The organism is Erythrobacter sp., from assembly GCF_023653175.1.
Lineage (GTDB): Bacteria > Pseudomonadota > Alphaproteobacteria > Sphingomonadales > Sphingomonadaceae > Erythrobacter.
On the sequence record NZ_JAMNXL010000041.1, the window covers coordinates 1 to 21239 of the forward strand.

30 protein-coding genes and 1 pseudogene are annotated in these 21239 nt (G+C 68.2%); 18 read left to right on the forward strand and 13 right to left on the reverse strand.

Translation table 11 applies throughout. The features are described 5' to 3' along the window. The 6 genes and pseudogenes from NBV68_RS06755 to dksA form a co-directional block, all read right to left on the reverse strand. A pseudogene (locus NBV68_RS06755) lies at positions 1–426 on the reverse strand (kynureninase); the annotation flags it as partial. Beyond that, a complete protein-coding gene (locus NBV68_RS06760; protein ID WP_296308264.1) occupies positions 423–1214 on the reverse strand; it encodes a tryptophan 2,3-dioxygenase family protein in 792 nt (263 codons plus the stop codon). The pseudogene NBV68_RS06755 and the gene NBV68_RS06760, both read right to left, overlap by 4 nt. 36 nt (positions 1215–1250) lie before the next feature. Then, a complete protein-coding gene (locus NBV68_RS06765) occupies positions 1251–1661 on the reverse strand; it encodes a DUF4112 domain-containing protein (protein WP_296308265.1) in 411 nt (136 codons plus the stop codon). Between the two features lie 18 nt (positions 1662–1679). After that, positions 1680–3152: an ABC transporter substrate-binding protein gene (locus NBV68_RS06770; RefSeq protein ID WP_296308267.1), complete on the reverse strand. Its 1473-nt coding sequence runs from the start codon at positions 3150–3152 to the stop codon at positions 1680–1682. A 101-nt stretch (positions 3153–3253) separates the two neighbouring features. After that, complete coding sequence (locus NBV68_RS06775) at positions 3254–3631, reverse strand: PilZ domain-containing protein (RefSeq protein WP_296308269.1); 378 nt, start codon at positions 3629–3631, stop codon at positions 3254–3256. 214 nt (positions 3632–3845) lie between these two features. After that, positions 3846–4304, reverse strand: coding sequence for an RNA polymerase-binding protein DksA (gene dksA / locus NBV68_RS06780; RefSeq protein WP_296308271.1), 459 nt, complete (start codon positions 4302–4304; stop codon positions 3846–3848). Positions 4305–4581: 277 nt separating this feature from the next. Between dksA and NBV68_RS06785 the strand changes: the two genes are divergently transcribed. Next, the gene (locus tag NBV68_RS06785; RefSeq protein WP_296308272.1) at positions 4582–4902 is read left to right on the forward strand and encodes an SEL1-like repeat protein; all 321 of its coding nucleotides are present in this window, start codon (positions 4582–4584) and stop codon (positions 4900–4902) included. Here the strand turns inward: NBV68_RS06785 and NBV68_RS06790 are convergent. Genes NBV68_RS06790 through NBV68_RS06810 form a run of 5 tightly spaced genes read right to left on the reverse strand, consistent with a single transcriptional unit; the run spans position 4899 to position 8171 of the window. Further along, positions 4899–6035 (reverse strand): GNAT family N-acetyltransferase, encoded by a 1137-nt coding sequence (locus NBV68_RS06790; protein WP_296308274.1) that lies wholly within the window; start codon positions 6033–6035, stop codon positions 4899–4901. The genes NBV68_RS06785 and NBV68_RS06790 overlap by 4 nt on opposite strands. Then, on the reverse strand, positions 6032–6760 hold the full coding sequence (locus tag NBV68_RS06795; protein ID WP_296308275.1) for a glycerophosphodiester phosphodiesterase family protein: 729 nt from the start codon (positions 6758–6760) through the stop codon (positions 6032–6034). Before NBV68_RS06795 ends, NBV68_RS06790 begins: the two co-directional genes overlap by 4 nt. After that, on the reverse strand, positions 6757–7212 hold the full coding sequence (locus NBV68_RS06800) for a RidA family protein (RefSeq protein ID WP_296308277.1): 456 nt from the start codon (positions 7210–7212) through the stop codon (positions 6757–6759). The genes NBV68_RS06795 and NBV68_RS06800 overlap by 4 nt, the downstream gene beginning before the upstream one ends. A 3-nt stretch (positions 7213–7215) precedes the next feature. Beyond that, positions 7216–7836, reverse strand: coding sequence for an HAD family hydrolase (locus NBV68_RS06805; RefSeq protein ID WP_296308279.1), 621 nt, complete (start codon positions 7834–7836; stop codon positions 7216–7218). Continuing rightward, positions 7833–8171, reverse strand: a complete 339-nt coding sequence (locus NBV68_RS06810; RefSeq protein WP_366067748.1) for a DUF3572 domain-containing protein — start codon at positions 8169–8171, stop codon at positions 7833–7835. The genes NBV68_RS06805 and NBV68_RS06810 overlap by 4 nt, the downstream gene beginning before the upstream one ends. On the opposite strand from NBV68_RS06810, the gene NBV68_RS06815 reads away from it, so the two are divergent. After that, positions 8165–8536, forward strand: a complete 372-nt coding sequence (locus NBV68_RS06815) for a response regulator (protein ID WP_296308282.1) — start codon at positions 8165–8167, stop codon at positions 8534–8536. The genes NBV68_RS06810 and NBV68_RS06815 overlap by 7 nt on opposite strands. Here the strand turns inward: NBV68_RS06815 and NBV68_RS06820 are convergent. Continuing rightward, the gene (locus NBV68_RS06820) at positions 8533–9087 is read right to left on the reverse strand and encodes a Pycsar system effector family protein (RefSeq protein WP_296308284.1); all 555 of its coding nucleotides are present in this window, start codon (positions 9085–9087) and stop codon (positions 8533–8535) included. The genes NBV68_RS06815 and NBV68_RS06820 overlap by 4 nt on opposite strands. Positions 9088–9244: 157 nt before the next feature. Between NBV68_RS06820 and NBV68_RS06825 the strand changes: the two genes are divergently transcribed. The 4 genes from NBV68_RS06825 (at position 9245) to NBV68_RS06840 (ending at position 12787) form a co-directional block, all read left to right on the forward strand. After that, positions 9245–9487: an acyl carrier protein gene (locus NBV68_RS06825; RefSeq protein ID WP_296308286.1), complete on the forward strand. Its 243-nt coding sequence runs from the start codon at positions 9245–9247 to the stop codon at positions 9485–9487. A gap of 14 nt (positions 9488–9501) precedes the next feature. Continuing rightward, on the forward strand, positions 9502–10728 hold the full coding sequence (locus NBV68_RS06830) for an aminotransferase class I/II-fold pyridoxal phosphate-dependent enzyme (protein WP_296308313.1): 1227 nt from the start codon (positions 9502–9504) through the stop codon (positions 10726–10728). Between the two features lie 230 nt (positions 10729–10958). Beyond that, positions 10959–11438: a hypothetical protein gene (locus NBV68_RS06835; protein WP_296308287.1), complete on the forward strand. Its 480-nt coding sequence runs from the start codon at positions 10959–10961 to the stop codon at positions 11436–11438. After that, positions 11435–12787: a terminase family protein gene (locus NBV68_RS06840; protein WP_296308288.1), complete on the forward strand. Its 1353-nt coding sequence runs from the start codon at positions 11435–11437 to the stop codon at positions 12785–12787. Before NBV68_RS06835 ends, NBV68_RS06840 begins: the two co-directional genes overlap by 4 nt. Before the next feature lie 11 nt (positions 12788–12798). Here the strand turns inward: NBV68_RS06840 and NBV68_RS06845 are convergent, their stop codons facing one another. Beyond that, positions 12799–13320 (reverse strand): DUF3617 family protein, encoded by a 522-nt coding sequence (locus NBV68_RS06845; protein WP_296308290.1) that lies wholly within the window; start codon positions 13318–13320, stop codon positions 12799–12801. 73 nt (positions 13321–13393) lie between these two features. Here NBV68_RS06845 and NBV68_RS06850 point away from each other — a divergent pair, with 73 nt between their 5' ends. The 12 genes from NBV68_RS06850 to NBV68_RS06905 all read left to right on the forward strand — a co-directional run. Then, a complete protein-coding gene (locus tag NBV68_RS06850) occupies positions 13394–14551 on the forward strand; it encodes a phage portal protein (RefSeq protein WP_296308292.1) in 1158 nt (385 codons plus the stop codon). Further along, the gene (locus NBV68_RS06855) at positions 14548–14853 is read left to right on the forward strand and encodes a DUF6127 family protein (protein ID WP_296308294.1); all 306 of its coding nucleotides are present in this window, start codon (positions 14548–14550) and stop codon (positions 14851–14853) included. The genes NBV68_RS06850 and NBV68_RS06855 overlap by 4 nt, the downstream gene beginning before the upstream one ends. Further along, positions 14853–15257 (forward strand): HK97 family phage prohead protease, encoded by a 405-nt coding sequence (locus NBV68_RS06860; RefSeq protein WP_296308314.1) that lies wholly within the window; start codon positions 14853–14855, stop codon positions 15255–15257. The genes NBV68_RS06855 and NBV68_RS06860 overlap by 1 nt, the downstream gene beginning before the upstream one ends. An 82-nt stretch (positions 15258–15339) precedes the next feature. After that, a complete protein-coding gene (locus NBV68_RS06865) occupies positions 15340–16497 on the forward strand; it encodes a phage major capsid protein (RefSeq protein WP_296308295.1) in 1158 nt (385 codons plus the stop codon). Positions 16498–16649: 152 nt separating this feature from the next. Then, a complete protein-coding gene (locus NBV68_RS06870) occupies positions 16650–17195 on the forward strand; it encodes a hypothetical protein (RefSeq protein WP_296308297.1) in 546 nt (181 codons plus the stop codon). Next, on the forward strand, positions 17192–17374 hold the full coding sequence (locus tag NBV68_RS06875; RefSeq protein WP_296308300.1) for a hypothetical protein: 183 nt from the start codon (positions 17192–17194) through the stop codon (positions 17372–17374). The genes NBV68_RS06870 and NBV68_RS06875 overlap by 4 nt, the downstream gene beginning before the upstream one ends. Further along, complete coding sequence (locus tag NBV68_RS06880) at positions 17364–17753, forward strand: DUF3168 domain-containing protein (RefSeq protein WP_296308302.1); 390 nt, start codon at positions 17364–17366, stop codon at positions 17751–17753. Before NBV68_RS06875 ends, NBV68_RS06880 begins: the two co-directional genes overlap by 11 nt. A gap of 13 nt (positions 17754–17766) precedes the next feature. After that, the gene (locus NBV68_RS06885; protein ID WP_296308304.1) at positions 17767–18174 is read left to right on the forward strand and encodes a phage major tail protein, TP901-1 family; all 408 of its coding nucleotides are present in this window, start codon (positions 17767–17769) and stop codon (positions 18172–18174) included. After that, positions 18171–18485 (forward strand): gene transfer agent family protein, encoded by a 315-nt coding sequence (locus NBV68_RS06890; protein ID WP_296308305.1) that lies wholly within the window; start codon positions 18171–18173, stop codon positions 18483–18485. The genes NBV68_RS06885 and NBV68_RS06890 overlap by 4 nt, the downstream gene beginning before the upstream one ends. Beyond that, positions 18482–18682 (forward strand): phage tail assembly chaperone, encoded by a 201-nt coding sequence (locus tag NBV68_RS06895; RefSeq protein ID WP_296308306.1) that lies wholly within the window; start codon positions 18482–18484, stop codon positions 18680–18682. The genes NBV68_RS06890 and NBV68_RS06895 overlap by 4 nt, the downstream gene beginning before the upstream one ends. Beyond that, positions 18675–19256 carry a tail tape measure protein gene (locus NBV68_RS06900; protein ID WP_296308308.1) on the forward strand — a complete coding sequence of 194 codons (582 nt, stop codon included), beginning with the start codon at positions 18675–18677 and terminating at the stop codon, positions 19254–19256. Before NBV68_RS06895 ends, NBV68_RS06900 begins: the two co-directional genes overlap by 8 nt. Before the next feature lie 15 nt (positions 19257–19271). Beyond that, the coding region (locus NBV68_RS06905; RefSeq protein ID WP_296308310.1) for a DUF2460 domain-containing protein at positions 19272–21239 on the forward strand (1968 nt) is incomplete at its 3' end.

The window sequence follows — 21239 nt, forward strand, 5'->3', positions numbered from 1 at the left end:
CGTGGCGAGGCCTTGCGCCTCGAGCCCTGCGATCATGTAAAGATCGGTCGGGAAGTTGCCGGGCTCGGATAGCACCACCTTGCGCCCCGGGCGCATCTGGAGCGCGGCGGCGATCAGCTTGAACAGGTTCACCGAGGTCGAATCGCAGGCGATCACCTCGTGCGGCGCGGCGCCAACGAGTGGCGCGATCTTCGCCCCCACGCGCCCGGCCATGTCAAACCAACCAGCGTCGTTCCACGAGCGGATCAGCCCCACACCCCACTCTTCACCAATGACGCGAGCCAGCGCCGCAGGGGTGGCCTTGGGCAGCGCGCCGAGCGAATTGCCGTCGAGGTAGATCACCCCATCGGGCAGCGTGAACCGCTCGCGGAACCCCGCCAGCGGGTCGGCGGCGTCGAATTCCGCGGCGCGCATTTCAGGAATCATATCGCGGTCCTGACGCTGAGCAGCTCGGGGAAGAAAGCCTGTTTCAGGACGCCCTCCAGATAGGGCACCCCCGGCGTGCCGCCCGTGCCGCGCTTGAAGCCGATAATGCGCTCGACCGTCTTGAGATGACCGAAGCGCCAACGCTGGAAGTGGTATTCCAGGTCGACCAGCTTTTCGGCGAGTTCATAGAGGTCCCAGTGGGCCTGCGGATCGCGATAGATCGCCGCCCAGGCCGCCTCGACGCTGGCGTCGGCTACGTAGGGCGCGGCCGGATCGCGCGCCCGCACTGCGGGGTTGATGGCGAGGCCCCGCCGCGCCAGCAGCCGGAGCGCCGCATCATAGAGGCTCGCGCGCCCGGTCTCCGCCTCCAGCCGCCCGGCCCAATCGGCGTTCGACTTGTGGAGCCGCACATGCTTGCCGTCGCGCCCGCCGAGCATGAATTCCATCATCCTGTACTGCGCCGACTGGAACCCGGAGGACGCGCCCAGATGCGGGCGGATCGCGGAGTAATCGTGCGGGGTCATGGTGCTGAGCACGTCCCAGCTCTGGATCAGCTGTTGCTGCGCCCGCGCCACCCGCGCGAGCATCTTGAAGGCCGGACGCAGATTGTCCGCCTCGATGCACTCGCGCGCTGAGGTCAATTCGTGAAGGCACAGCTTGAGCCACAGCTCGCTCGCCTGGTGGACGATGATGAACAAGAGCTCGTCATGCGCGTCCGAGGCCGGGTGCTGCGCTTCGAGGATACGGGCAAGGTCGAGATAGCTCGCATAGGTGACATCGGCGCTCATGGCCAAGACCCTAGCGCGGCGCGGCGTCGGAGGAAACTAGCCCTCGATCACCCGCGTCTCGGGATGGTGCTTGTCCAGGTGCCGCGTCAGGATCTTGAGGTTCCTGGTGTTCGAGCGGAACAGGATGTCCGCCGCATCGCCGACCAGCGGGATCGCCCCGATCGCGGTGTCGAGCAGCACGTTCGCTCCCATCCGCGCGAGCTTCCACTTGGGCAGGCCGAGGTTCCTCGCCTCCCACACGACATAGGCACCCAGCGCCGTCGTCACCACGTCGCCCAGCACCGGAACCAGACCGATGATCGCGTCGAAACCCACAGGCACGTTCACGCCGGGGATCGTGAAGCTGCGCTCAAGCAGCCGCTCCAGCATCACCACCCGCGCGCGCACCGCGGCCGGATCGGTGCCGGCCGGAAGCGAGAAGCGCATCGGTTCGGGGCGGCGGGGCATGGGCTCTTCCATACGCCTTTATGTGGTGGGCTGTGACAGCGGGAACAAGGGGTGGAAAGCGAAGGCATTGGGCTGGTAATTGTCCAGCGTGCCGCGCACCAGCGACCAGCGCACGGGAACGCCGAGCGGGATATAGACCTCGCTTTCGACGAGTGCGGCATGGGCTTCGGCGAGCAGCACCTCGCGCTGCGCCGGATCGCGCGTCGCCTGCGCCTGCTTCACCAACGCATCGGCGGCCGGCGCGCACAGCCCTGCACCAAGCCGGCAATTGAACTGATTCAGATACCACATCGGCGAGATGTAGCGCGCAAGCACGTCGCGCAGCTCGAGATCGGCGGCCTCGCCCGGCGCGGCGCGGCGGGTGGTCACGCCGATCGTCGCCCAGCCTTCCGCGAGCTGGCGCAGCAGCAGATCGCTGCCCTTGCCACGCGGCAGCGCCACGCGCACGACCGGTTCGCGCCCCGGGCCTGACCACGCCTGAACCCGCGCGGCGGCGATCTGGCGGCGCTCCGCGATCGAAGTGCCGGCCCAGCGATCCCGGCCGTAAGCGGGCGCGGTGAAAGCCTCGGGCGGGACGATCCAGCTGTTCTCGCGCCAGCCGCCAAGCCCGAAGGCCTGGATCAGCGCAGGCCGGTCGATCGCCATCGACAGCGCCTCGCGCCGCGCCGGATCGGCGAGCAGCCCCGCCTCGCGCCGCACCGTCAGTCCGAGCAGCCCGAGCGCCGGATCGACCTGGATCGTCCCGCGCGAGAGCGGACCGGCCGCGGCGGTGGCCTCGGGGAAATCGACGATGCTCCCGCCGAGCACCAGATCGACGTCGCCTGCTGCGAAGGCCGCCACCGCCTTGCCGGCTGCCAGCGCGCGCACCGCGATCGGGCGCGCGACCTCTTCCCAATCCTGGCGCGCGGGCAGACCGCGGGATTCGGGCGGCAGCGCGGAGAGCCGGGCGCTCGCTCCGCCATCGCCATCACCTCCGGCATCGCCATCCCCGCGCGACATCGCCATCGGCCCCGCGCCGCTGCCGCCGCGGGTGAGACCCAGCTCGCTCTGGGCGAGCAGGCGCAGGAAATCGGGCGCCGGTGCGTTCAGCTGCACCTCGATCACCCGCCCCGTCATGGCGCGGATCTCGCGGATATTGGCAAGGTCGAGCCCGAGCGAAGTGCCCTCGAGCCGCGCGATCGTGCGGCGCAGCTGATCGCGCACTTCGTTCGCCGCGATCTCCTCGCCGCCCGGCCATGTGCTGTCGCGCAGGCGGAAAATGTAGCTGAGGCCGTCATCGGTGACGATCCAGCGTTCGGCGATCGCGGGGACGACCTGCCCGGAGGCATCGAGTGCGACCAAGCCTTCGTGCGTGGCGCCGCGCACCAGCTGGGCGGCCGGCCCGAGGCGTACGCCGTCTTCGAACATGGCGGCAGGCGTGCCGATGATCGCAACCTCGACCGCCCCGTCGCCCGCGGATGAGCCGCAGGACGAGAGGGCCAGAACAGCCAACGGAAGCAGGCAGACTCGCATCGGCACCGTGCCTAGCAGGTTGCGAGGCGCGGGTCAGCTTGGGGTATGAAAACGGGGCCGGTTAGTGCCCCGAAATTCGATCAGATCTTGCGCAGCGTGCTCGGTTCGGGCGGACGCGGGGCGCGGTGCGCACGCGAGGGCGCAGCCATGAACGTGACCGAATCTTCCGGGGCCTGGAGCGGGCGGCGCGCCTTCTGGGAGTCGATTTCCTCGTCGAAGGCGACCCCGAAACGGTTGTCCTGCACCCAGGCGACCGTCCCGCCGACCGCGCCGATGTTGCGCAGCTCGACCGACACGCGGTGCCCGCGCTGCACGCGCAGCTGGCCTTCGCCCATCATGCCGCCATCCGAAAGATTGCGGACTCGCACGCGGTACGCCTCGGCGTTCTGTTCGACACGAACGTCAGCCAGCAGAAACAGGCTGTCGCGTGTGACACTGCGGGTCTCAACCCCCGTCATCGTCCGGATAACCTCCAAAGCCGAAAAGCAAAGCCACGTATCAGTCGGAATGCAGCATGCGACCCCCACCGGATACGACTCTGCTGGTGCGCCATTCGCAGTTAAAAGGTGGTAAATCGTCACCCCCGTAGAGCGCTGCTATTGGCATGTGTCCCACACCGGCACAGGTTGGCCGGTGCTGTTGAAAAGCCGGCACCGCAATCCCGGACCGCGATCAATCGTCGCGCGAAACCTTTTCGCGCCGCTCGTGAGCTTCCTGCGCCTCGACAGTCATCGTGGCTACGGGGCGCGCGATGAGGCGGCGCAGGCCGATCGGATCGCCCGTCACCTCGCAATAACCGTATTCGCCCGAATCGATGCGCCGCAGCGCTGAATCGATCTTGCTGACAAGCTTTCTCTGGCGATCACGGGTGCGCAGTTCGATGCCCCAATCGGTCTCGCTCGAGGCGCGGTCGGTGAGGTCGGCCTCGCGGATCGGGCCATCCTGAAGCGATTGCAGCGTCTGCCCGGCAGCCGAGTGGATCGAGCGCTTCCATTCGATCAGCAGCATCCGGAAATAGGCCTGCTGGCGCTCGTTCATGTATTCCTCGTCCTCGCTCGGGACGTAGTCCGGAGCCAGAAGACGCTTGGCCTTTTCGAGAACATCAATGTCGTCAGACGCGGTAGATGGCATCACGCACTCTCATTTCGTGAGCCGCCGGGGAGACCGTCGCGTCCTGACACCATGAAGTTTTTCATTGGCTCACTTGGTCCCAGCAAGCGGAAGGCAATGCGCGCCCTATAGGCAAGCCCCCGAGGGCACACAAGCGGCTTTGGCACGCAAGATGGGGGCAAAAGCAGCGGGCGAGCGGAAGACGAAAAGTGCGTTAACTAATTTTTGACCATAAGTGCCGCACCTTCGCTTTCACGGAAGGTCGCCGAGGGGGGCGACCGGGTGAAGGGGACTGCAAATGAACATCATCGCAATCGGAGCCAGTGCCTCCCGCGAGAACACGGGTGAAGGGCCGATCGGCGGATGGCTGGCGGGTGCCGGTCGCGGCGATGCGGGAGCATGCTACGACCTTGGCGTCGCCTTCTCGACGGGCAGCAACGGGGTGCCGTGCGATCTGATCGAGGCGCACAAGTGGTTCAACCTGGCCGCTGCGCGCGGGCACGGGGAAGCCGCCCATTGCCGGGCCGACATCTCCGAAGAGATGACCGCGCGCGAGATCGCCGAAGCCCAGCGCCGCGCGCGCCAGTGGCTGGCGGAAGGCCGCCTGCGCGCTGCCTAACTCTTTTTGAAGGGCGTTCGGCTGCCAAGGTAGAGCTGATCGCTCGCCACCCCCGCCCGCTCGCGCTCGAGAAAGTCGGCGATGGCCGCGCGTAATCCGGGATCGGCGATCCAGTGCGCCGACCAGGTCTGCACCGGCTCGTACCCCCTCGCGAGCTTGTGCCCGCCCTGCGCGCCCGCCTCGACCCGGGCGAGGCCGCGCGCAATCGCGATGTCGATCGCCCGATAGTAGCATAGCTCGAAATGCAGGAAGCGCACCTCGCGGGTGCAGCCCCAGTAGCGCCCGTAAAGCGCGTCCTTGCCGACGAAGTTCAGGGCGCCCGCAATCGGCATGGCCCCGTCATAGGCCAGGATCAGCACGATCCGCTCCCCCATCCTCTGCCCAAGCAGCGAGAACGCCTCGCGGGTCAGGTAGGGGCTCCCCCATTTGCGCGCGCCCGTGTCCTGATAGAAGACCCAGAAGGCGTCCCAGTGCTCCTCGCGGATCTCGGAGCCGGTCAGGTGGCGGATGGTGAGGCCTTCGCAGGCGGCAGCGCGCTCCTTCCTCAGGTCCTTGCGCTTGCGCGAGGACAGCTGCCCCAGGAAGTCGTCGAAAGTGGCGTAGCCGCGGTTGAACCAGTGGAACTGGATGTCGGCACGCGGCATCCAGCCGCCCGCCTCGAAGAGCGCAAGCTGGGCGGGGTCGATGAAGGTGGCGTGAGCGCTCGACAGCTTGTTCTGGAGGCACACTGCCTCGGCGCCCTTGAGAAGGTGCGGGGCGAGCGCGGGGTCGGTGAGCAGCAGGCGCGGTCCGGTCGCAGGCGTGAAGGGCGCGGCGATCTGGAGCTTGGGGTAGTAGCGCCCGCCCGCCCGGTGCCAGGCATCGGCCCAGCTGTGGTCGAAGACGTACTCGCCCTGGCTGTGCCCCTTGGCATAGGCGGGCATGGCGGCGAGCAGCGTGCCCGCATCGTCGGTGATGGCAATTGGTGCAGGCTCCCACCCGGTGCCGGGTCCGACCGAGCCCGAATCCTCCATCGCGGTGAGAAAGGCGTGCGAGACGAAGGGGTTATCCGCGCCGCCGAGCGCGTCCCACTGGTGAGCGTCGAAGGCACCGACCGAGGAGGCGATGCGGACGATCAGTTCAGGCGCGCTCACGCCAGCCCGTCTCCCTCGGCGATCAGCGCGTCTGCCAGTGCGAGTCCGGTGGCGCGGGTCTCGGGCGAACGCACGGTCCAGGTAAGCAGCGGATGGCCGCTTTCACGCCACGCCGCCGCCTCGGGCCGTGTCAGGTCGCGCACGTCGATGGCGAGGAAGTCGGGCTGCGCGGCGGCGATGGCTTCGGGAGAGCGCCACACGCCCTCGAAGCCGTTCTCGAAGGAGTCGGTGCCGACCAATCCGCGGATGGTCGCGGGCGCATTGCTCGCGAACCATTCCGGCACACGGGGATCGAAACTCATCACCGCAACGTCACCCTTGTAGGTGTCGAGCAGCCACCCGACCGAAGCGCAGGTCCACTCGACATCGTAGCCCGGCAGCGACTTGATCTCGATCAGCAAGGGCACCCGCCCGGCCACAACCTCGAGAAAGGTCGCTAGCCTCACCGGGTGCTGGTCGGTGCCGAGCAGGCTCAAAGCCTCGAACGCGGCGGCGGTAAGCTCCTGCGCCACGCCGTTCTCGCCGGTCAGCCGCGCCAGATCCCAGTCGTGGAACACGATGGGGTGATCGTCGCGGCTGCGCTGGATGTCGCACTCGATCCCCAGCCCGCGCGCGATCGCGCCCTCGGCGGCGGCGAGCGAGTTCTCTGGCACACCCGCACCATGCAGCCCGCGGTGGGCGAACTCCCACGCAGTCAGCCAGCGGGGAGCATCGGGCGCGGTCATGCCGTGAGCGCGACCACCGCATCGACCTCGACTGCCGCCCCGCGCGGCAGGGCGGGCACCCCGACCGCGGCGCGGGCGTGTTGGCCAGCGCCGCCGAAGACCTGCTCCATCAGGTCAGACGCGCCGTTGGCGACTTCCGGCTGCTGCGTGAAATCAGCGGTGCAGTTGATGAAGGCGCCAAGCTTGACGATCCGCTCGACCTGCTCAAGCAGTCCGGCCGCTTCCAGCTGCGCCACGATCATCAGCCCGCAGGCGCGCGCGGCGGCCTTTCCGTCTTCGACGCTGACATCATCGCCCAGCCGGCCCTTTACCACCACGCCATCGACAAAGGGCAGCTGGCCCGAAACAAAGGCCATGCCGCCATGTACCACCACGGGCACATAGCTGGCGACCGGCGCGGCGGCCTTGGGCAGGGTGATGCCGAGTTCGGCAAGACGGGCAGCAACAGTCATGGGTCAGTCCTCCAGTTGAGCAAGCAGCCACGGCAGCGCCTCGTCCCAGCGGTCGATCCGCGAATGGGCGTGGCCGGCCTTGTGGGCGCAATCGATGGCGTGGGCGATCATCGGCTCGCCGCACAGGTGCAGCCGGGTCACATGGGGCGTGATCTCGGCCACGCTCGCATGGTGCTGGGCGAGATCGTCGATGAACAGCGCGCGGGTCGGCGCATACTCGTCGATGATCGCCTTCAGCGCCGGGCCCTTGGGGCCCTGGTTGGTGAAGACCCGCGCATTGATCCCGACCTTGGCGAGCTGCTGGGCGCGGGCGTCACGGTGATGGTCGACGAGGTTCGTCAGGATCACCACATCGGCCTTCTCGGCGAGGGTATTGATCCCCTCGACCGCGCCGGCGATGGGCAATTGCGAGTCCATCTCGTTGTCGAAGAAGCTGCGCAGCATCCGCCAGATATCGGGCGGAGCGAGCAATTCGCCGCTTTCCTGCCAGCGTAGGGCCTCGGCGAAATTGTGGCCTTCGAGGTGGAAGCTGACGCCCTGCGAGGCCTCCAGCCAGCTCTTGAAGGGCGCGACCATGTGCAGCAGCACTTCGTCGCAGTCGGAAATGATGAGCGGGCGGTTCATTGTTGGAGAGCGTCCTTGGCGGCGATCAGTTCCTCCGGCGTGACCGCGAGGGCCTCGGCGGCGCGGAGCAGGTCGGGTTCGTGGTTGGCGAGAAATTCGAGCGCCGAGGCGAGCACCTGCGGGTCGCCCAGCCCAGCCCGAAGGGAATCGGGATCGAGCCCGGTGAGTTCAAGGTATCGCGCGGCGCGATCCTCGCATTCCAGCACCCAGCCGAGCGCAGCCAGCGCGAGGGTCTGCGGGTTTGGGGATTGCGATGAGGGACGATGCGGGATTGTCCTGTCCTTCGGCTGGGAGTAACGATCGGAGCGGGTGGCAAGCGGGGCGTTCAGTGACAAAGCGGATCATGGTTGTCGAGGACAATGACCTCAACCGGAAATTGTTCTGCGACGTGCTTCGTGCAAACGGCTTCGAGGTGGAACCGGTGGCCGAGGGCGACAAGGTGCTCGACACCGCGCTGGCGGCGATGCCCGATCTGATCATCATGGACATCCAGCTCGGCGGCATCTCGGGCGTCGACCTGATCGAGGCGGCCAAGCGCGACCGGCGGCTGGCCGGCATTCCGGTGCTGGCGGTGACCGCCTTCGCCGCCAAGGGCGACGAAGAGCGCATCCGCGCGGCGGGGGCGGCCGGCTATCTCTCCAAGCCGGTTTCGATCAGTCCCTTCATGAACGCGGTGCGCGAACTGCTCCCCGCAGCCTAGGTTGCCGCGTGGGGCACCAGCCTCGCCGCCTCGGCAAGGTAGATCGCCAACGTCAGCACCAGCCCGCCAAGGAAGATGCGGTAGGCCCAGCCGAGATACCGGAACTTGCGTCGCCGCAGCACCAGCCCGTTCTGGTAGAGATCGCGCAGCATCATCCGGTAGAGCGCCTCGTCGCTGCGGAACTCGGCCAGCATGGCCTCGGTCCAGCGCGCCTCGTCGATCAGCGCGAAGTGGCCGAAAAACAACGGGTTGTAATTCGCAGGATCGATGCTGTCCGGCCCCGGGCGGGGAAGGATCGCGATCACCGCGCAGATCGAGGCAACAAGCGCCGTTGCGGCAAGGCACAGCATCGACCAGCTGACCGTTCGCGCGCCGGCCTCGGTGATGACCAGCGAGAACACCACGAAGCTCGCCCCCATCAGGATCTGCGCTTTCTGGTCAGCCATCTGCGAGAGGCCCAGCGTGTTGACCTGCGCGGTGCGCACCAGGTGCACGGCCTGGGGCGATAGTGGCGGCGGGGCGGGATCGTCTGCGGCGGCGGCCTGCATCATGCGTTACCCTCCCCCGGATCGGCACCGCCGCGCGTGGCCGGGCGCGGCGAAAGCTTGACAAGCTGCATCATCCGCCGCTTTGCAGCCGTAATAGAGGGCTAGAGCCCACCCGACAACCGATACGCCGCCCATCCGGTCCAACGAAAGAACGCACGGTATGACCCCCGCAGACGTCGACGCCAAGATCCGCACCCTGATCGAACCCTTCAACAAGAAGGGCGTTGCCATCGAGGACGCGACCACCTTTGCCGGCGATCTCGAATTCGACAGCCTCACCGTGATGGATTTCGTCGCCGAGATCGAGGACGAGTTCGACGTGATCATCTCGATGAACCAGCAGGCCGAGATCGAAAACTGGGGCCAGCTCGTCGCGGCGGTCCACAAGTTGCAGGATAGCTGATAATGGCCACTGCCATGACCGAAACGCTGACCGCCGCCGAACCTGTCGACCTGCTCGCCAAGTTCGATCCGATCATCCAGACCCGCGAGCAGCTGCTCGCCGCCGGGGTGGAGGATCCGTTCAACCTCGTGATGGAGCAGGTGCTCTCGCCCCCCCGCGCGATCTGCAACGGGCGCGACACGATCCTGCTTGGCACCTACAACTACATGGGCATGACCTTCGATCCGGACGTGATCGCGGCCGGACAGGCGGCGATGCAGGATTTCGGCGCCGGGACGACCGGCAGCCGCGTGCTCAACGGCACCTTCCGCGATCACCGCGATGTCGAGACCGCACTGCGCGAATTTTACGCGATGGACCATGCCATGGTCTTCTCGACCGGCTATCAGGCGAACCTCGGGATCATCTCGACGCTGGCGGGCAAGGGTGACTACATCATCCTCGACATCGACAGCCACGCCTCGATCTGGGATGGCTGCGCGATGGGCAATGCCGAGGTAGTGCCGTTCAAGCACAATGACGTCGAAGCGCTCGAGAAACGGCTGAAGCGCGTTCCCGAAGGCGCGGGCAAGCTCGTGGTGCTCGAGGGCGTCTACTCGATGATGGGCGATGTCGCGCCATTGAAGGAGATGGTCCGCATCTCCAAGGCTCACGGCGCGATGGTGCTGGTCGACGAAGCGCACTCGATGGGCTTCATCGGTGAGCACGGCCGCGGCGTCGCCGAAGACCAGGGCGTGATCGACGACGTCGATTTCATCATCGGCACGTTCTCCAAGAGCGTCGGGACGGTCGGCGGCTTCTGTGTCTCCAACCACCCCAAGTTCGAAGTGCTGCGCCTCGTCTGCCGCCCCTACGTCTTCACCGCCGCCCTGCCGCCGAGCGTGATGGCGAGCTCCGCCACCTCGATCCGCAAGCTGATGCACGGCGGCAACAAGCGCGCCCACCTGTGGGAGAACAGCCGCACGCTGCACGGCGGATTGCGGGCGCTGGGCTTCCAGCTCGGCACCGAAACCCCGCAGAGCGCGATCATCGCCGTCATCATGCCCGACCTCGAGAAAGGCGCGATGATGTGGGAGGCGCTGCTGAAAGAAGGCCTCTACGTCAACCTCGCCCGTCCCCCGGCGACGCCTGCAGGCATGACCCTGCTGCGCTGCTCACTGTGCGCGGAGCATTCGGCCGAGCAGGTGCAGACCATCCTCGGCATGTTCGAGCGTGCAGGCAAGGCGATCGGCATTGTCTAAGCTCTTGTTAAATTGTGAATAATTGCGTCATGGCGCTTCCAGTGGCCATGCCGCCTGCTCCTGCGCACGCCTGGCGAAACTGTCAATTAACCTGATTGGTTATTTATCTTGACATCGTGACACTCATTGGTTATCAGAGGGCATCATCGAAAAATTGCGAGTCGCCAGCAGCGGCCTCCCACCACCGGGGAGCGTCGCTTTTTGGCGTTTGTGGCGCAGGAGACACCGCCATGGCCAGAAATCCCGGCAAGCGCATCGTCATCCGCCCCAGCCTCAAGGAAGGCGAGGGCGGGCCGATCAACAACAATTGGCGCCGCCTGTTTCTCGATCACCTCGCCGAAAGCTCGAACGTCACCGCGTCGGCCGAGAAGGCCGGGATCTGCGTCAGCCGCGCCTACAAGGTGCGCCGCGAGGAAGCCGAATTCGCCCGCCAGTGGCTGGCCGCGCTCGCCGAAGGCTATCTGCACCTCGAGATGGAAGTGGTCCGCCGCCTGCGCGAGGGCGACTTCAAGACGGGCGAGGATGGGAAGTTCGACTTTGCCAACACGATCCGTCTGCTCGCCGCCCACCGCGACAGCGCAGCCCGCACGACCAGCCCGGTACGCAATGTCAGCGCCGCCGAGGTGCGCGCCTCGATCGACCGCAAGATCGAGGACATCCGCCGCCGCATCGCCCGCGAGAAGGCCGCCGCCGAAGGCCGTCAGGAATGAGCGGGCCCTATGACGAGATGATCGACCAGATGGCCGATCCCGAGGAGGCCAAAGATGGCGAAAGGGTCTGCCGCGCCCTGACCGCAGCGATGGATCAGGAACAGCGCAACGACTTCGACTTTCTGTGGGAATACTCCGCCCGCGAGAACCAGCTCCCGCCGCCGGGCGACTGGCGGGTGTGGATGATCATGGCCGGGCGCGGCTTCGGCAAGACCCGCGCGGGCGCCGAATGGGTGCGGATGATCGCCGATGCCTATCCCGAGGCGCGGATCGCACTGGTCTCCTCCTCGCTGGCCGAGGCGCGCGCAGTGATGGTCGAGGGCGACAGCGGGCTGCTGGCGATCTGCCGCCCGGGCCACAAGCCGCATTTCGAGCCCTCGCTCCACCGCGTCCGCTTCGCAAACGGGGCGCAGGCGCAGCTGTTCTCGTCCGCCGAGCCCGAGGCCCGGCGCGGGCCGCAGCACAGCCACGCCTGGTGCGACGAGATCGGCAAGTGGCCGCTTGCCGGCGAGCGCGCGACGCGCTGCTGGGACAATCTGATGCTGGGCATGCGATTGGGCGAGGATCCGCGCGTCGCCGTCACCACCACGCCGCGCGCGGTGCCGCTGGTGCAGCGGCTGGTCGCGCAGGCGGCCAAGGGCGACGACGTCGTGATCACGCATGGCAAGACCGGCGACAACAGCCGCCTGCCCGATCGCTTCCATGATGCGATCAGGAACGAATATGCCGGCACGCTGCTGGCGCGGCAGGAAATGGACGGCGAGCTGCTCGAGGATATCGAGGGCGCGCTGTGGACCCGCTCGCTGCTCGAGCAATCGCGCGAGGCGGGCGCGGTGCCGGAAGCCGCCCGCACGGTGGTCGCGGTCGATCCGCCCGCCAGCGCCAATGGCGACGAATGCGGGATCATCGTCGCCGCATTGGGCGTGGACGGGATCGCACGGGTGATGGCCGACCGCTCGCTCGGCGGCGCGGCGCCCGCGGAGTGGGCCAGGCGGGTCGCCGAGACTGCGCAGGAATGGAGCGCCGACCGGGTGGTGGCCGAAGCCAACCAGGGCGGCGCGATGGTCGAAAGCGTGCTGCGCGCGGCCGACCAGGCACTGCCGGTCAAGCTAGTGCACGCGTCCCGCGGCAAGGTCGCCCGCGCCGAACCGGTCGCTGCGCTCTACGCGGCGGGCCGGGTTCGGCATGTCGGGGTCTTCGCGCGGCTGGAAGACCAGCTATGCGGATTGCTGGTCGGCGGCACCTATGCCGGGCCGGGCAGCAGCCCCGATCGCGCCGACGCGCTGGTGTGGGCGATGAGCGAATTGCTGCTCCGCAAAACCTTGCGGCCGAGCGTCACGGCGCTGTGATGCCGCCCCCCCTATCCGGCCGTGCAGGTGCCCACCCACTTGCCTTCGATCCGGGTCGTGGACTCCATGGTCATTCCGGCGCCTGCGCCGTGCATGTCGACCGTGCCCTGGATGGTCTTGCCGGTCTTGGTCCCCTTGAAAGTCAGGCCAAATTCGGACTGCTCGCCGCACCGGACAGTGAACGCGAACCTGTCGCCCGTCACGGCCTGATCGGTGATGGTGCAATTGCCACCGATCGCCACGCCCGGAAGGATGAGTTCGCCTTTTGCCGACAGCGCATTGCCCAGGCAATCGGTCGTCTCGATTATGCGGCCGACCTGCGTCTGTGCCGCCTTGGCCTTCGCGACCGCGTCAGGATCGTCCGCCCGCTCGGGATCGGGGGTGAGCACCACCTTCTCGATGGTGAGCACCGTCGCCCAGCGGCCTTCGGCGAGGCCGAAAGCACGAAACAGTTCGAGCTTCCCGTCGCCCTCGGCCAGCGCCGGAACAGCGGCGCCCGCGATCATGGCCAGACCGATGAAACTGCGACGCATGGGTCCTCCTGTGCCTTCGCCCCCGATGGCTATCGCAGCCTGCCCTGGCCGTCCAGCAAACTGAGGAATTCCCATGCCCCTGCTCGACATCTTCCGCTCCGCCTTCAAGGGCGGGGAGCATACCCGCGTGCCCCTGGCGAACGGCATCATGCAGGGCTGGATCCCCGCTTTCGAAAGCGGCCCTGCTGCGTGCCACTACAGCTACGAGCGCGGCATCCGGGAGGGCTTTCTCGCCAATCCCATCGCCCAGCGTTCGGTGCGGCTGCTGGCCGAGGGGATCGGCCAGGCCCCGCTCGCCTGCTCCGACCCGCGCCTTGCCGCGCTCGTCACTGCGACGAGTGCGGGACAATCGCTGGTCGAGACGCTCGCGGCCAATCTGCTGCTGCACGGCAACGGCTATGTCCAGATCATCAAGGACGCTGGCGGCACGCCGGTCGAACTGTTCGCGCTGCGCCCCGACCGGGTGCAAGTGGTGCTGGACGGCAAGGGCTGGCTGGTCGCCTATGACTACACCGTCACCGGGGAGCGCACCCGCATCGCGCTCGAGGACGAGGACGGCTGGCCGGGCGTGATCGCGATCCGTGCGATGCATCCGCTCGACGATCATCGCGGTGCGGGCGCGCTCGAGGCGGCATGGCAGGCGGTGCTGATCCACAATGCCGCGACCGCCTGGAACCGCGCGCTGCTCGACAACGCCGCGCGGCCCTCTGGCGCGCTGGTCTACGAGACCGGCGACGGGGCGAGCCTGGCGCACGAACAGTTCGAGCGGCTGAAACGCGAGCTCGACATCGCATTCTCGGGCGCAGCCAATGCCGGGCGGCCGATGCTGCTCGACGGCGGGCTGAAATGGCAGAGCATGGCGCTGAGCCCTGCCGACATGGACTTCGCGACTCTCAAGAGCGCAGCAGCGCGCGACATTGCGCTCGCCTTCGGGGTGCCGCCGATGCTGCTCGGCCTGCCGGGCGACAACACCTACGCCAATTACCGCGAGGCCAACCGCGCGCTGTGGCGCCTGACCCTGCTGCCGCTCGCTGAAAAGCTGTTTGCGGCACTGCGCGAGGGCCTCGCCCCGTGGTTCCCGCAAGGCCAGCTCGGGATCGATCTCGACCGGGTGCCCGCGCTTTCCGAAGACCGCGAGCGGCTGTGGTCGCAGGTCTCGGACGCCGATTTCCTGAGCCGCGCCGAAAAGCGCCAGATGCTGGGCTTCCTGCCCGAGGAGAGTGCCGAATGAGCCGAGAAGACATACTGGCCAGCCTGATGGCGCAGGCGCGCGAGGAAGGGGCGGGTCTCGTCACCCTGCGCGCGATCGTCGAGGAGGCGAGCACGCTCGCCACAGACCGTGCGCTCGAACGCCTCGGGCTAGGCGATGCGGGCGCGGAGGGCGACCTCGTCGAGCTGCGCGAACTGCTCCAGGCGTGGCGCGATGCCAAGACCAGCGCATGGAAGGCCTTCGTCGATTGGGCGATCCGGGGCGTGCTGGCGCTGCTCTTGGTCGGGATCGCCGTGCGGCTCGGCGTGTGGAAGCTGCTGTGATGGCGCCCTCCCTGGTCCGGTTCGCCGGATATGCGGCGCTGTTCGACATAGCCGATGCCGGCCGCGACACGATCCGCCGCGGTGCCTTCGCCCGCACGCTGGCGGCACGCGCCGCGCCGCTGCCGCTCTATTGGCAGCACCGTCCCGATCAGCCGATCGGCGTGATCGAACGCGCTGCCGAGGACGCGCGCGGCCTCAGGGTGATCGCCCGGATCGATCGCCCTGCCAGCCGTGCGGCGCAGCTGCTCGCTGCCGGGCAGGTCAACGGCCTGAGCTTCGGCTTCCGCACCCGTGCGGCGCGGCAATCCGACGCCGGGCGCGAATTGCTCGAAGTCGAATTGTTCGAAGTCAGCCTCGTCACCCACCCGCTGCATCCCATGGCGAGGATCCACCTCGTCACCTGAGCATGCCCGCTGCCCTTCCCTGTCTCCCACCGGCCGCCACTGGGGCGGCCTTTTTTCTGCCCAACCGAAAGGCCTCTGCCCCATGGATCACACTGCCACTACCGCCACCCCCGCCGCCGATCCGCTCGACGCGAGCTTCGACATCATTGCCCGCCAGGACTTGGCCGAAGCCGCCATCACCGCGCTGCGCAGCGATGTCGACGAGGTCAAATCGCGGCTCGACAAGGTAGCCCGCGCTGCGGGCCGCCCGGCGATCGGCGGGGCGGCGCCCGCCAGCGACGCGCCCGAGGTGAAGAGCTTCGTCGACGGCTACCTGCGGCTCGGTCGCGAGGCCGAGCTCAAGTCGATCACCAGCACCCCTCCGGGTGACGGCGGCTTCGCGGTGCCCCGCCAGATCGACGCGGCGATCGCCATGCTGATCGGCAAGATCAGCCCGATCCGCTCGGTCGCGCAGGTCGTCCAGACCGGCACCGCGGGCTATCGCAAGCTCGTCGCCACCTCCAGCGTGGCCTCGGGCTGGGTTAGCGAGACCGCCCCTCGGCCCGAGACCGGCTCGCCCCAGTTCGCCGAAATCGCTCCGCCGAGCGGCGATCTCTACGCCAATCCGGCGGCGAGCCAGGCGATGCTCGACGATGTCGGCTTCGACCTCGAAAGCTGGCTGGCAGGCGAAATCGCGACCGAATTCGCCCGCGCCGAGGGGGCGGCCTTCGTCAATGGCAGCGGCATCAACCAGCCCGAAGGATTCCTTGCCTGCCCCACGGCGACCGCAGAAGACGGCGTGCGCGCCTTCGGGACGATGCAATATATCGGCTCGGGCAATGCCACCGGGCTCGGCACCGCGCTCGACACCCGCCTGATCGACCTCGTCCATGCGCTGCGCCCCGGCCATCGCCAGGGCGCGGTGTTCGTGATGAATTCGACCACGCTTGCCGCTGTGCGCAAGCTGAAGAGCGCCGACGGGGCCTTCCTGTGGCAGCCGGGCATGGTCGAAGGCCAGCCCGACCGCCTGCTGGGCTATCCGGTGATCGAGGCCGAGGACATGCCCGATGTCGCCGGCGGCGCATTCCCGATCGCCTTCGGAAACTTCCGCAACGGCTACCTGATCGCCGAGCGCAGCGCGACGCGGATCCTGCGCGATCCCTTCAGCAACAAGCCCTTCGTGCACTTCTACGCGACCAAGCGGCTGGGCGGGAAGGTGCTCGATTCGGCGGCGATCAAGCTGCTCAAGATCGAGGCCTAGGCCCTTCGCCCAGCCTTGTTTCCCGGCAGCAGCGCGTCCCCCCTTCGCGCAGCTGCCGGGCTCTCGCGCCCGCATCGCCTCAGGCCGTTCCTCCCGCCTGAATGCCGCGATGCGGGCGCAACCTTTTGGATCATCAATCGGGAGAAACCGCGATGCAGCGGACTATCGTGCAGCCCCCGGTGCCCGGAGATGCTGCGCTGGCGGAACTCAAGCACTGGCTCGGCATCACCCGCCCCAACGAAGACGAGACACTCGGCCAGTTGCTTGCGACGAGCCTCGCCATCTGCGAGGCTTTCACCGGCAAGGCGCCGCTCCGGCAGACGGTCGAGGAGACCATCCCGTTGGTGCGTGACTGGCAGGAACTGGTCTCGCGGCCGGTACAGACCATCTCCGCCGCTGCAGTGATCGCGCAGGATGGCACGCGCTCCACTCTGGAGGTGAGCGGCGATGATCTCGAATGGCGCATCGGGACCGGCGCCTGCATCCGGCTGCTGCGCCCGATCGAGGGCCGCGCTCTGGCGGTGCAGATGGTGGTCGGGATCGCGGCGGACTGGGATGCGCTGCCCGCGCCCTTGCGCCACGGCATCGTCCGGCTCGCCGCGTTCCATTTCCGCGACCGCGAGGGCAAGCCGGCCACCGTCCCGCCCGCCAGCGTCACCGCGCTCTGGCGGCCGTGGCGCGAGGTGCGGCTGGGATGATCGCGCTGGCATCGCAGTCCGCCGCGCTCGTCCAGCGCCTGCGCGCCCGCGCCGCCCGGCTCGCCGCCAGCAAGGCCGCGCCCAGCGGCCGCAACCGGGTGACCCGCGCGCCGACCGACTGGCACTCGGCCACAGCCCTGTGGCCCGACTTCACCGGAGTGAGCCGCGATGGAAAATGACCTGCGCGCCGCGCTGATCGCCTGGCTGCGCGCCGATCCGGCGCTGGCTGCGATCAACGCCATCGAGGAGGAGGCCCCGCTCTCCGCCACCCCGCCATGGCTCGGCATTGCCGCCAGCGCGTCGATCGACTGGGGCACCAAGGACCGTGCGGGGCGCGAAGTGCGCGTCGCGCTCGAACTCGAAAGTCGCACCGATGCGGCCGCCGAGGACGCTACCCTGCTCGCCGCCATCGAACGCCGTGTGCTCGATCTGCCGCCGTTCCATTCCGGCTTCGAGCTCGCCTCCATCCGCTTCCTGCGCTCGCGCAGCGAGGCCCGCGCCGACAATCTGCGGGCTGCGCTGCTCGAATACCGCTTCCGCATTCTTGCACCCAATTGAGGGAGTAATTCCAATGCCCGCACAATCCGGCGCCGCCTTCCTGCTCAAGATTTCCGACGGGGCAACGCCCGCAGTGTACCAGACGATTGCGGGCCTCAGGACCACGCAGCTGTCGATCAACGGCGACACCGTGGTCGTCACCCACAAGCAGTCGGGCGGCTGGCGCGATCTGCTGTCGGGCGCGGGCACCCGCTCGGTCTCGGTGAGCGCGGCGGGGATCTTCCTCGGCAGCATCGCCGAAAGCACCGTGCGCGGCCGCGCGCTCGACGGGACGCTCGACGATTACGAGCTGTCCTTCGAGGACGGCGCGAAGCTGCGTGGGCGGTTCCTCGTCCAGCGGCTCGACTATGCCGGCGATTTCAACGGTGAGCGCAGCTACACGCTCCAGCTCGAAAGCTCGGGCCCGGTGGTGGCGGCGTGACGCGCACGGCCAACCCCTTGCGCGGCGAGGCCACGCTTGGCGTAGCGGGCATAAACTATGTGCTGCGCCCGAGCTTCGAGAATCTGGTGCTCGCCGAGGCCGAGCTCGGCTCGCTCTTCGCGCTCGTGGAGCGTGCGGCGGCCGGCGGGCTGACGCTCACCGACATGACCGCCTTGCTGTGGCATTGTCTCCCTACCGACCACCGCCCCGAAAGGGCCGCGGTGGGAGAGGCGGTGCTGGCGATGGGGCTGGTCGGCGCGACCGTGCCGGTACGCGCGGTGCTCGCCCAGGTGCTCCAGGGCGAGGCATGACCGCCCGTTTCGGCGACGCTGCCCTGCGCTGGGCGGGCCTTGCCGCGCAGGCGCTCGGGTGGCGCCCGGCCGAATTCTGGGCCGCCACCCCGGCCGAACTCGCGACGGCGCTAAGCCCTCCCGACGAACTTACCGCCATTCCCCCGCCAAGCCGCGAGGCAATCGCCCGCATGATGGAGCGCGACGCCGATGACTGACAACTTCGAGGAACTGGTGATCGACGTGCGCGCCAAGACCGATGGATTTGCGAGCGATGTCGAAGCCATGCGCCGCTCGCTCGACGGATCGCTTACCGACGGTTTCGGCCGCGCGGGCGCGGTGCTCGAACGTGGCCTGCTAGGCGCGCTGCGGCGCGGAAGCCTCGGCTTTGACGATCTCAAGCGGGTCGCCTTCAGCGCCCTCTCCGAGATTGCCGCCTATGCGCTGCAGGCGGGGATCGGCAGCCTCTTCGGCGGCGGCGGTGGTGGCGGCGGAGGCGGGCTCGGCGGCCTGCTCAGTGGCACACTGAGCGCAGCCTTCGGCCTTCCGGGCCGCGCCACCGGCGGGCCGGTCGCGCCGGGCCGCGCCTATATGGTCGGCGAGCGCGGGCCGGAGGTCTTCGTGCCGACCGCCGCCGGCCGGATCGAAAGCGGCCCGGGGGCGGCACTGGGCCGCGACGTGCGCGTCGCGATCCAGGTCGCGGTGCCGCGTGGGCAAGCCGCGCCCACCGCAATGCAACGCTCCTCGCGCCAGATCGCCAGCGCCGTGCGCCGCGCCCTGCAACAGGCCTGAGCAAGGAACACAAGCATGGCATTCTGGCTCGCCCGCGAACGCCGCGCGCAGGAAAGCGCCTTCATGCAGCGCTTCGATCCGCGCTTCTGGACCGTCAACTTCCCGCGCCCTGCGATGGCCTCGGTGATCACAACCGCGCCCGATGCGCTGAGGGTCGATCTCGAACTGCACAATGCAGGCGAGCTCGTCGGGCTGATCTGGGAGAGCGCCGACACGCTCGATCACCCGCTGCTGGCCTATGCCACGGATCGCGACTATCGCTACACGACACTGCGCTTCCGCTGGCAATCGACCGGGGTGATCGCGCTCGACCAGCCCAACGGCCCGACACTGACGATCGAGGGGCGCGATGCCGCAGGTCAGCCGCGCGTCTGGTACGTCCGGCTGTGGAACTATGCCGTCGGCACGCCCACTGACGCACAGATCACCCTGCCCTTCTCGACCCTCGAAAGCGGCTACGGGCTGCCGGGTGAGCCGATCTTTGCGGGCGATATCGACCGCCTGTTCATCTCGCTGGCTCCGACCGGTTTCATCCCGGGCAGCACCGCGCGCCTGGCATCACGGTTCAATGGATCGGTCACCTTGTCGGGCATCCGGGCCGATGGTTCGCGCGCGATGATCGCGCTCGGCGACGTGCTCGTGCCCCCGCATGGCGAGCGCATGGCGACCGCCTATGACGATGCCTACAACCAGACCCCGGCCCGCCTACTGCGCGCCATCACCGGGCTCGGCTACCGGACGGACATCGTCCACTATGTCGGAATGAGCCACTTCATGCGGCTCGCACGGCAGGCCGACCTGACGCTCAAGGTCGATCTTGCCGGCGCGCTGTGCACCCCTGCCGCCGCATGGCATGGCGCTTTCTTCGCGCAGGCCAGGGCGGGCGGGTTCGAGGTGATCGCCTCGCTTTCCTACGAGCTGTTCGACAGCTATTGCCACAGTGCCTGGAAGCAGCGCACCGCCAGCGGAGCGGCCGCGCTGACCGGTTGGGTGCCGCCTTCGACGCTGCTTTCGCCTACGCCGAATGCAGTGAGAACTTGGCTGGCAGGCGCCGCCGCCGGCTTCGTGGCGCTGCTCAGGGCGGCGGGGCAGCCGGTCCGCTTCCAGATCGGCGAGCCGTGGTGGTGGGTGACCCCGAACCGCGAGATCTGCCTCTATGACGCTGCCTCCAAGACCGCGCTGGGCGGCAATCCGCTGGTCATCGCGGACATTGCTGCGCCGCTCAGTTCCGCCGCCAAGAGCTTGCTGAATTCCGCCGGCACGCTGCTCGCGCAGTCGACCGCAGCGCTGACTTCCGCCGTGCGCGCCGCCGCACAAGGCCCTTCAGAGGTGATGCTGCTGGCTTTCACGCCGACCGTCCTCGCCGCCGACATGCCCGAGCTTTACCGCGCCAACATGCCGCCCGGGTGGGCCTACCCCGCCTTCGACCGCTTGCAGCTGGAAGACTACGACTGGCTCACCGCCGGGGCCGATGCCCAGCGGCGCGCGGCCTACACCTTCGTCAACACCCGTCTCGGCTACCCGCTGGCGGTGCAGGACTACCTCGCCGGCTTCGTCCTCGATCCCGCCGATGCGGAAGACTTCTGGACGCGCATCGACGCCGGGCTCGACGAGGCCGCCAGCCGCGGGATCGCGCGCCGCTATGTCTGGGCGCTGCCGCAGGTGAGCCGCGACGGCTACACCCGCCTCGCCCCTCCCTCGGAGCAAACCATGGACCCCTTCGACGATGTGCTCTACCCCTTCGCGCTCGGTCGGAGCGCCTCGGTCGCGCCCGAGTTCTCGACCTCTATCGCGGTGACCGCCTCCGGTCATGAACGGCGCAATTCGCTCTGGTCGGACGCGCGGCTGCATTTCGATGTCGGCCCGGGCATCCGGTCCGAGGCCGAGCTTGCCGACCTCATCGCCTTCTTTCGCGCCCGCCGCGGCCCCGCGCGCGGCTTCCGGCTGACCGATCCCTTCGACAACAGCTCCAACGGGATGACC

What these genes read in the sequence shown, in the direction of transcription:
- NBV68_RS06805 (WP_296308279.1), bottom strand. Translation starts at nt 7,836, where the DNA reads ATGAACCGCCCGCTCATCATTTCCGACTGCGACGAAGTGCTGCTGCAC.
- NBV68_RS06835 (WP_296308287.1), top strand. Translation starts at nt 10,959, where the DNA reads ATGGCCAGAAATCCCGGCAAGCGCATCGTCATCCGCCCCAGCCTCAAG.
- dksA (WP_296308271.1), bottom strand. Translation starts at nt 4,304, where the DNA reads ATGCCATCTACCGCGTCTGACGACATTGATGTTCTCGAAAAGGCCAAG.
- NBV68_RS06760 (WP_296308264.1), bottom strand. Translation starts at nt 1,214, where the DNA reads ATGAGCGCCGATGTCACCTATGCGAGCTATCTCGACCTTGCCCGTATC.
- NBV68_RS06870 (WP_296308297.1), top strand. Translation starts at nt 16,650, where the DNA reads ATGCAGCGGACTATCGTGCAGCCCCCGGTGCCCGGAGATGCTGCGCTG.
- NBV68_RS06830 (WP_296308313.1), top strand. Translation starts at nt 9,502, where the DNA reads ATGACCGAAACGCTGACCGCCGCCGAACCTGTCGACCTGCTCGCCAAG.
- NBV68_RS06765 (WP_296308265.1), bottom strand. Translation starts at nt 1,661, where the DNA reads ATGCCCCGCCGCCCCGAACCGATGCGCTTCTCGCTTCCGGCCGGCACC.
- NBV68_RS06775 (WP_296308269.1), bottom strand. Translation starts at nt 3,631, where the DNA reads ATGACGGGGGTTGAGACCCGCAGTGTCACACGCGACAGCCTGTTTCTG.
- NBV68_RS06785 (WP_296308272.1), top strand. Translation starts at nt 4,582, where the DNA reads ATGAACATCATCGCAATCGGAGCCAGTGCCTCCCGCGAGAACACGGGT.
- NBV68_RS06895 (WP_296308306.1), top strand. Translation starts at nt 18,482, where the DNA reads ATGACCGCCCGTTTCGGCGACGCTGCCCTGCGCTGGGCGGGCCTTGCC.
- NBV68_RS06875 (WP_296308300.1), top strand. Translation starts at nt 17,192, where the DNA reads ATGATCGCGCTGGCATCGCAGTCCGCCGCGCTCGTCCAGCGCCTGCGC.
- NBV68_RS06840 (WP_296308288.1), top strand. Translation starts at nt 11,435, where the DNA reads ATGAGCGGGCCCTATGACGAGATGATCGACCAGATGGCCGATCCCGAG.
- NBV68_RS06825 (WP_296308286.1), top strand. Translation starts at nt 9,245, where the DNA reads ATGACCCCCGCAGACGTCGACGCCAAGATCCGCACCCTGATCGAACCC.
- NBV68_RS06800 (WP_296308277.1), bottom strand. Translation starts at nt 7,212, where the DNA reads ATGACTGTTGCTGCCCGTCTTGCCGAACTCGGCATCACCCTGCCCAAG.
- NBV68_RS06900 (WP_296308308.1), top strand. Translation starts at nt 18,675, where the DNA reads ATGACTGACAACTTCGAGGAACTGGTGATCGACGTGCGCGCCAAGACC.
- NBV68_RS06795 (WP_296308275.1), bottom strand. Translation starts at nt 6,760, where the DNA reads ATGACCGCGCCCGATGCTCCCCGCTGGCTGACTGCGTGGGAGTTCGCC.
- NBV68_RS06865 (WP_296308295.1), top strand. Translation starts at nt 15,340, where the DNA reads ATGGATCACACTGCCACTACCGCCACCCCCGCCGCCGATCCGCTCGAC.
- NBV68_RS06845 (WP_296308290.1), bottom strand. Translation starts at nt 13,320, where the DNA reads ATGCGTCGCAGTTTCATCGGTCTGGCCATGATCGCGGGCGCCGCTGTT.
- NBV68_RS06860 (WP_296308314.1), top strand. Translation starts at nt 14,853, where the DNA reads ATGGCGCCCTCCCTGGTCCGGTTCGCCGGATATGCGGCGCTGTTCGAC.
- NBV68_RS06880 (WP_296308302.1), top strand. Translation starts at nt 17,364, where the DNA reads ATGGAAAATGACCTGCGCGCCGCGCTGATCGCCTGGCTGCGCGCCGAT.
- NBV68_RS06820 (WP_296308284.1), bottom strand. Translation starts at nt 9,087, where the DNA reads ATGATGCAGGCCGCCGCCGCAGACGATCCCGCCCCGCCGCCACTATCG.
- NBV68_RS06855 (WP_296308294.1), top strand. Translation starts at nt 14,548, where the DNA reads ATGAGCCGAGAAGACATACTGGCCAGCCTGATGGCGCAGGCGCGCGAG.
- NBV68_RS06850 (WP_296308292.1), top strand. Translation starts at nt 13,394, where the DNA reads ATGCCCCTGCTCGACATCTTCCGCTCCGCCTTCAAGGGCGGGGAGCAT.
- NBV68_RS06885 (WP_296308304.1), top strand. Translation starts at nt 17,767, where the DNA reads ATGCCCGCACAATCCGGCGCCGCCTTCCTGCTCAAGATTTCCGACGGG.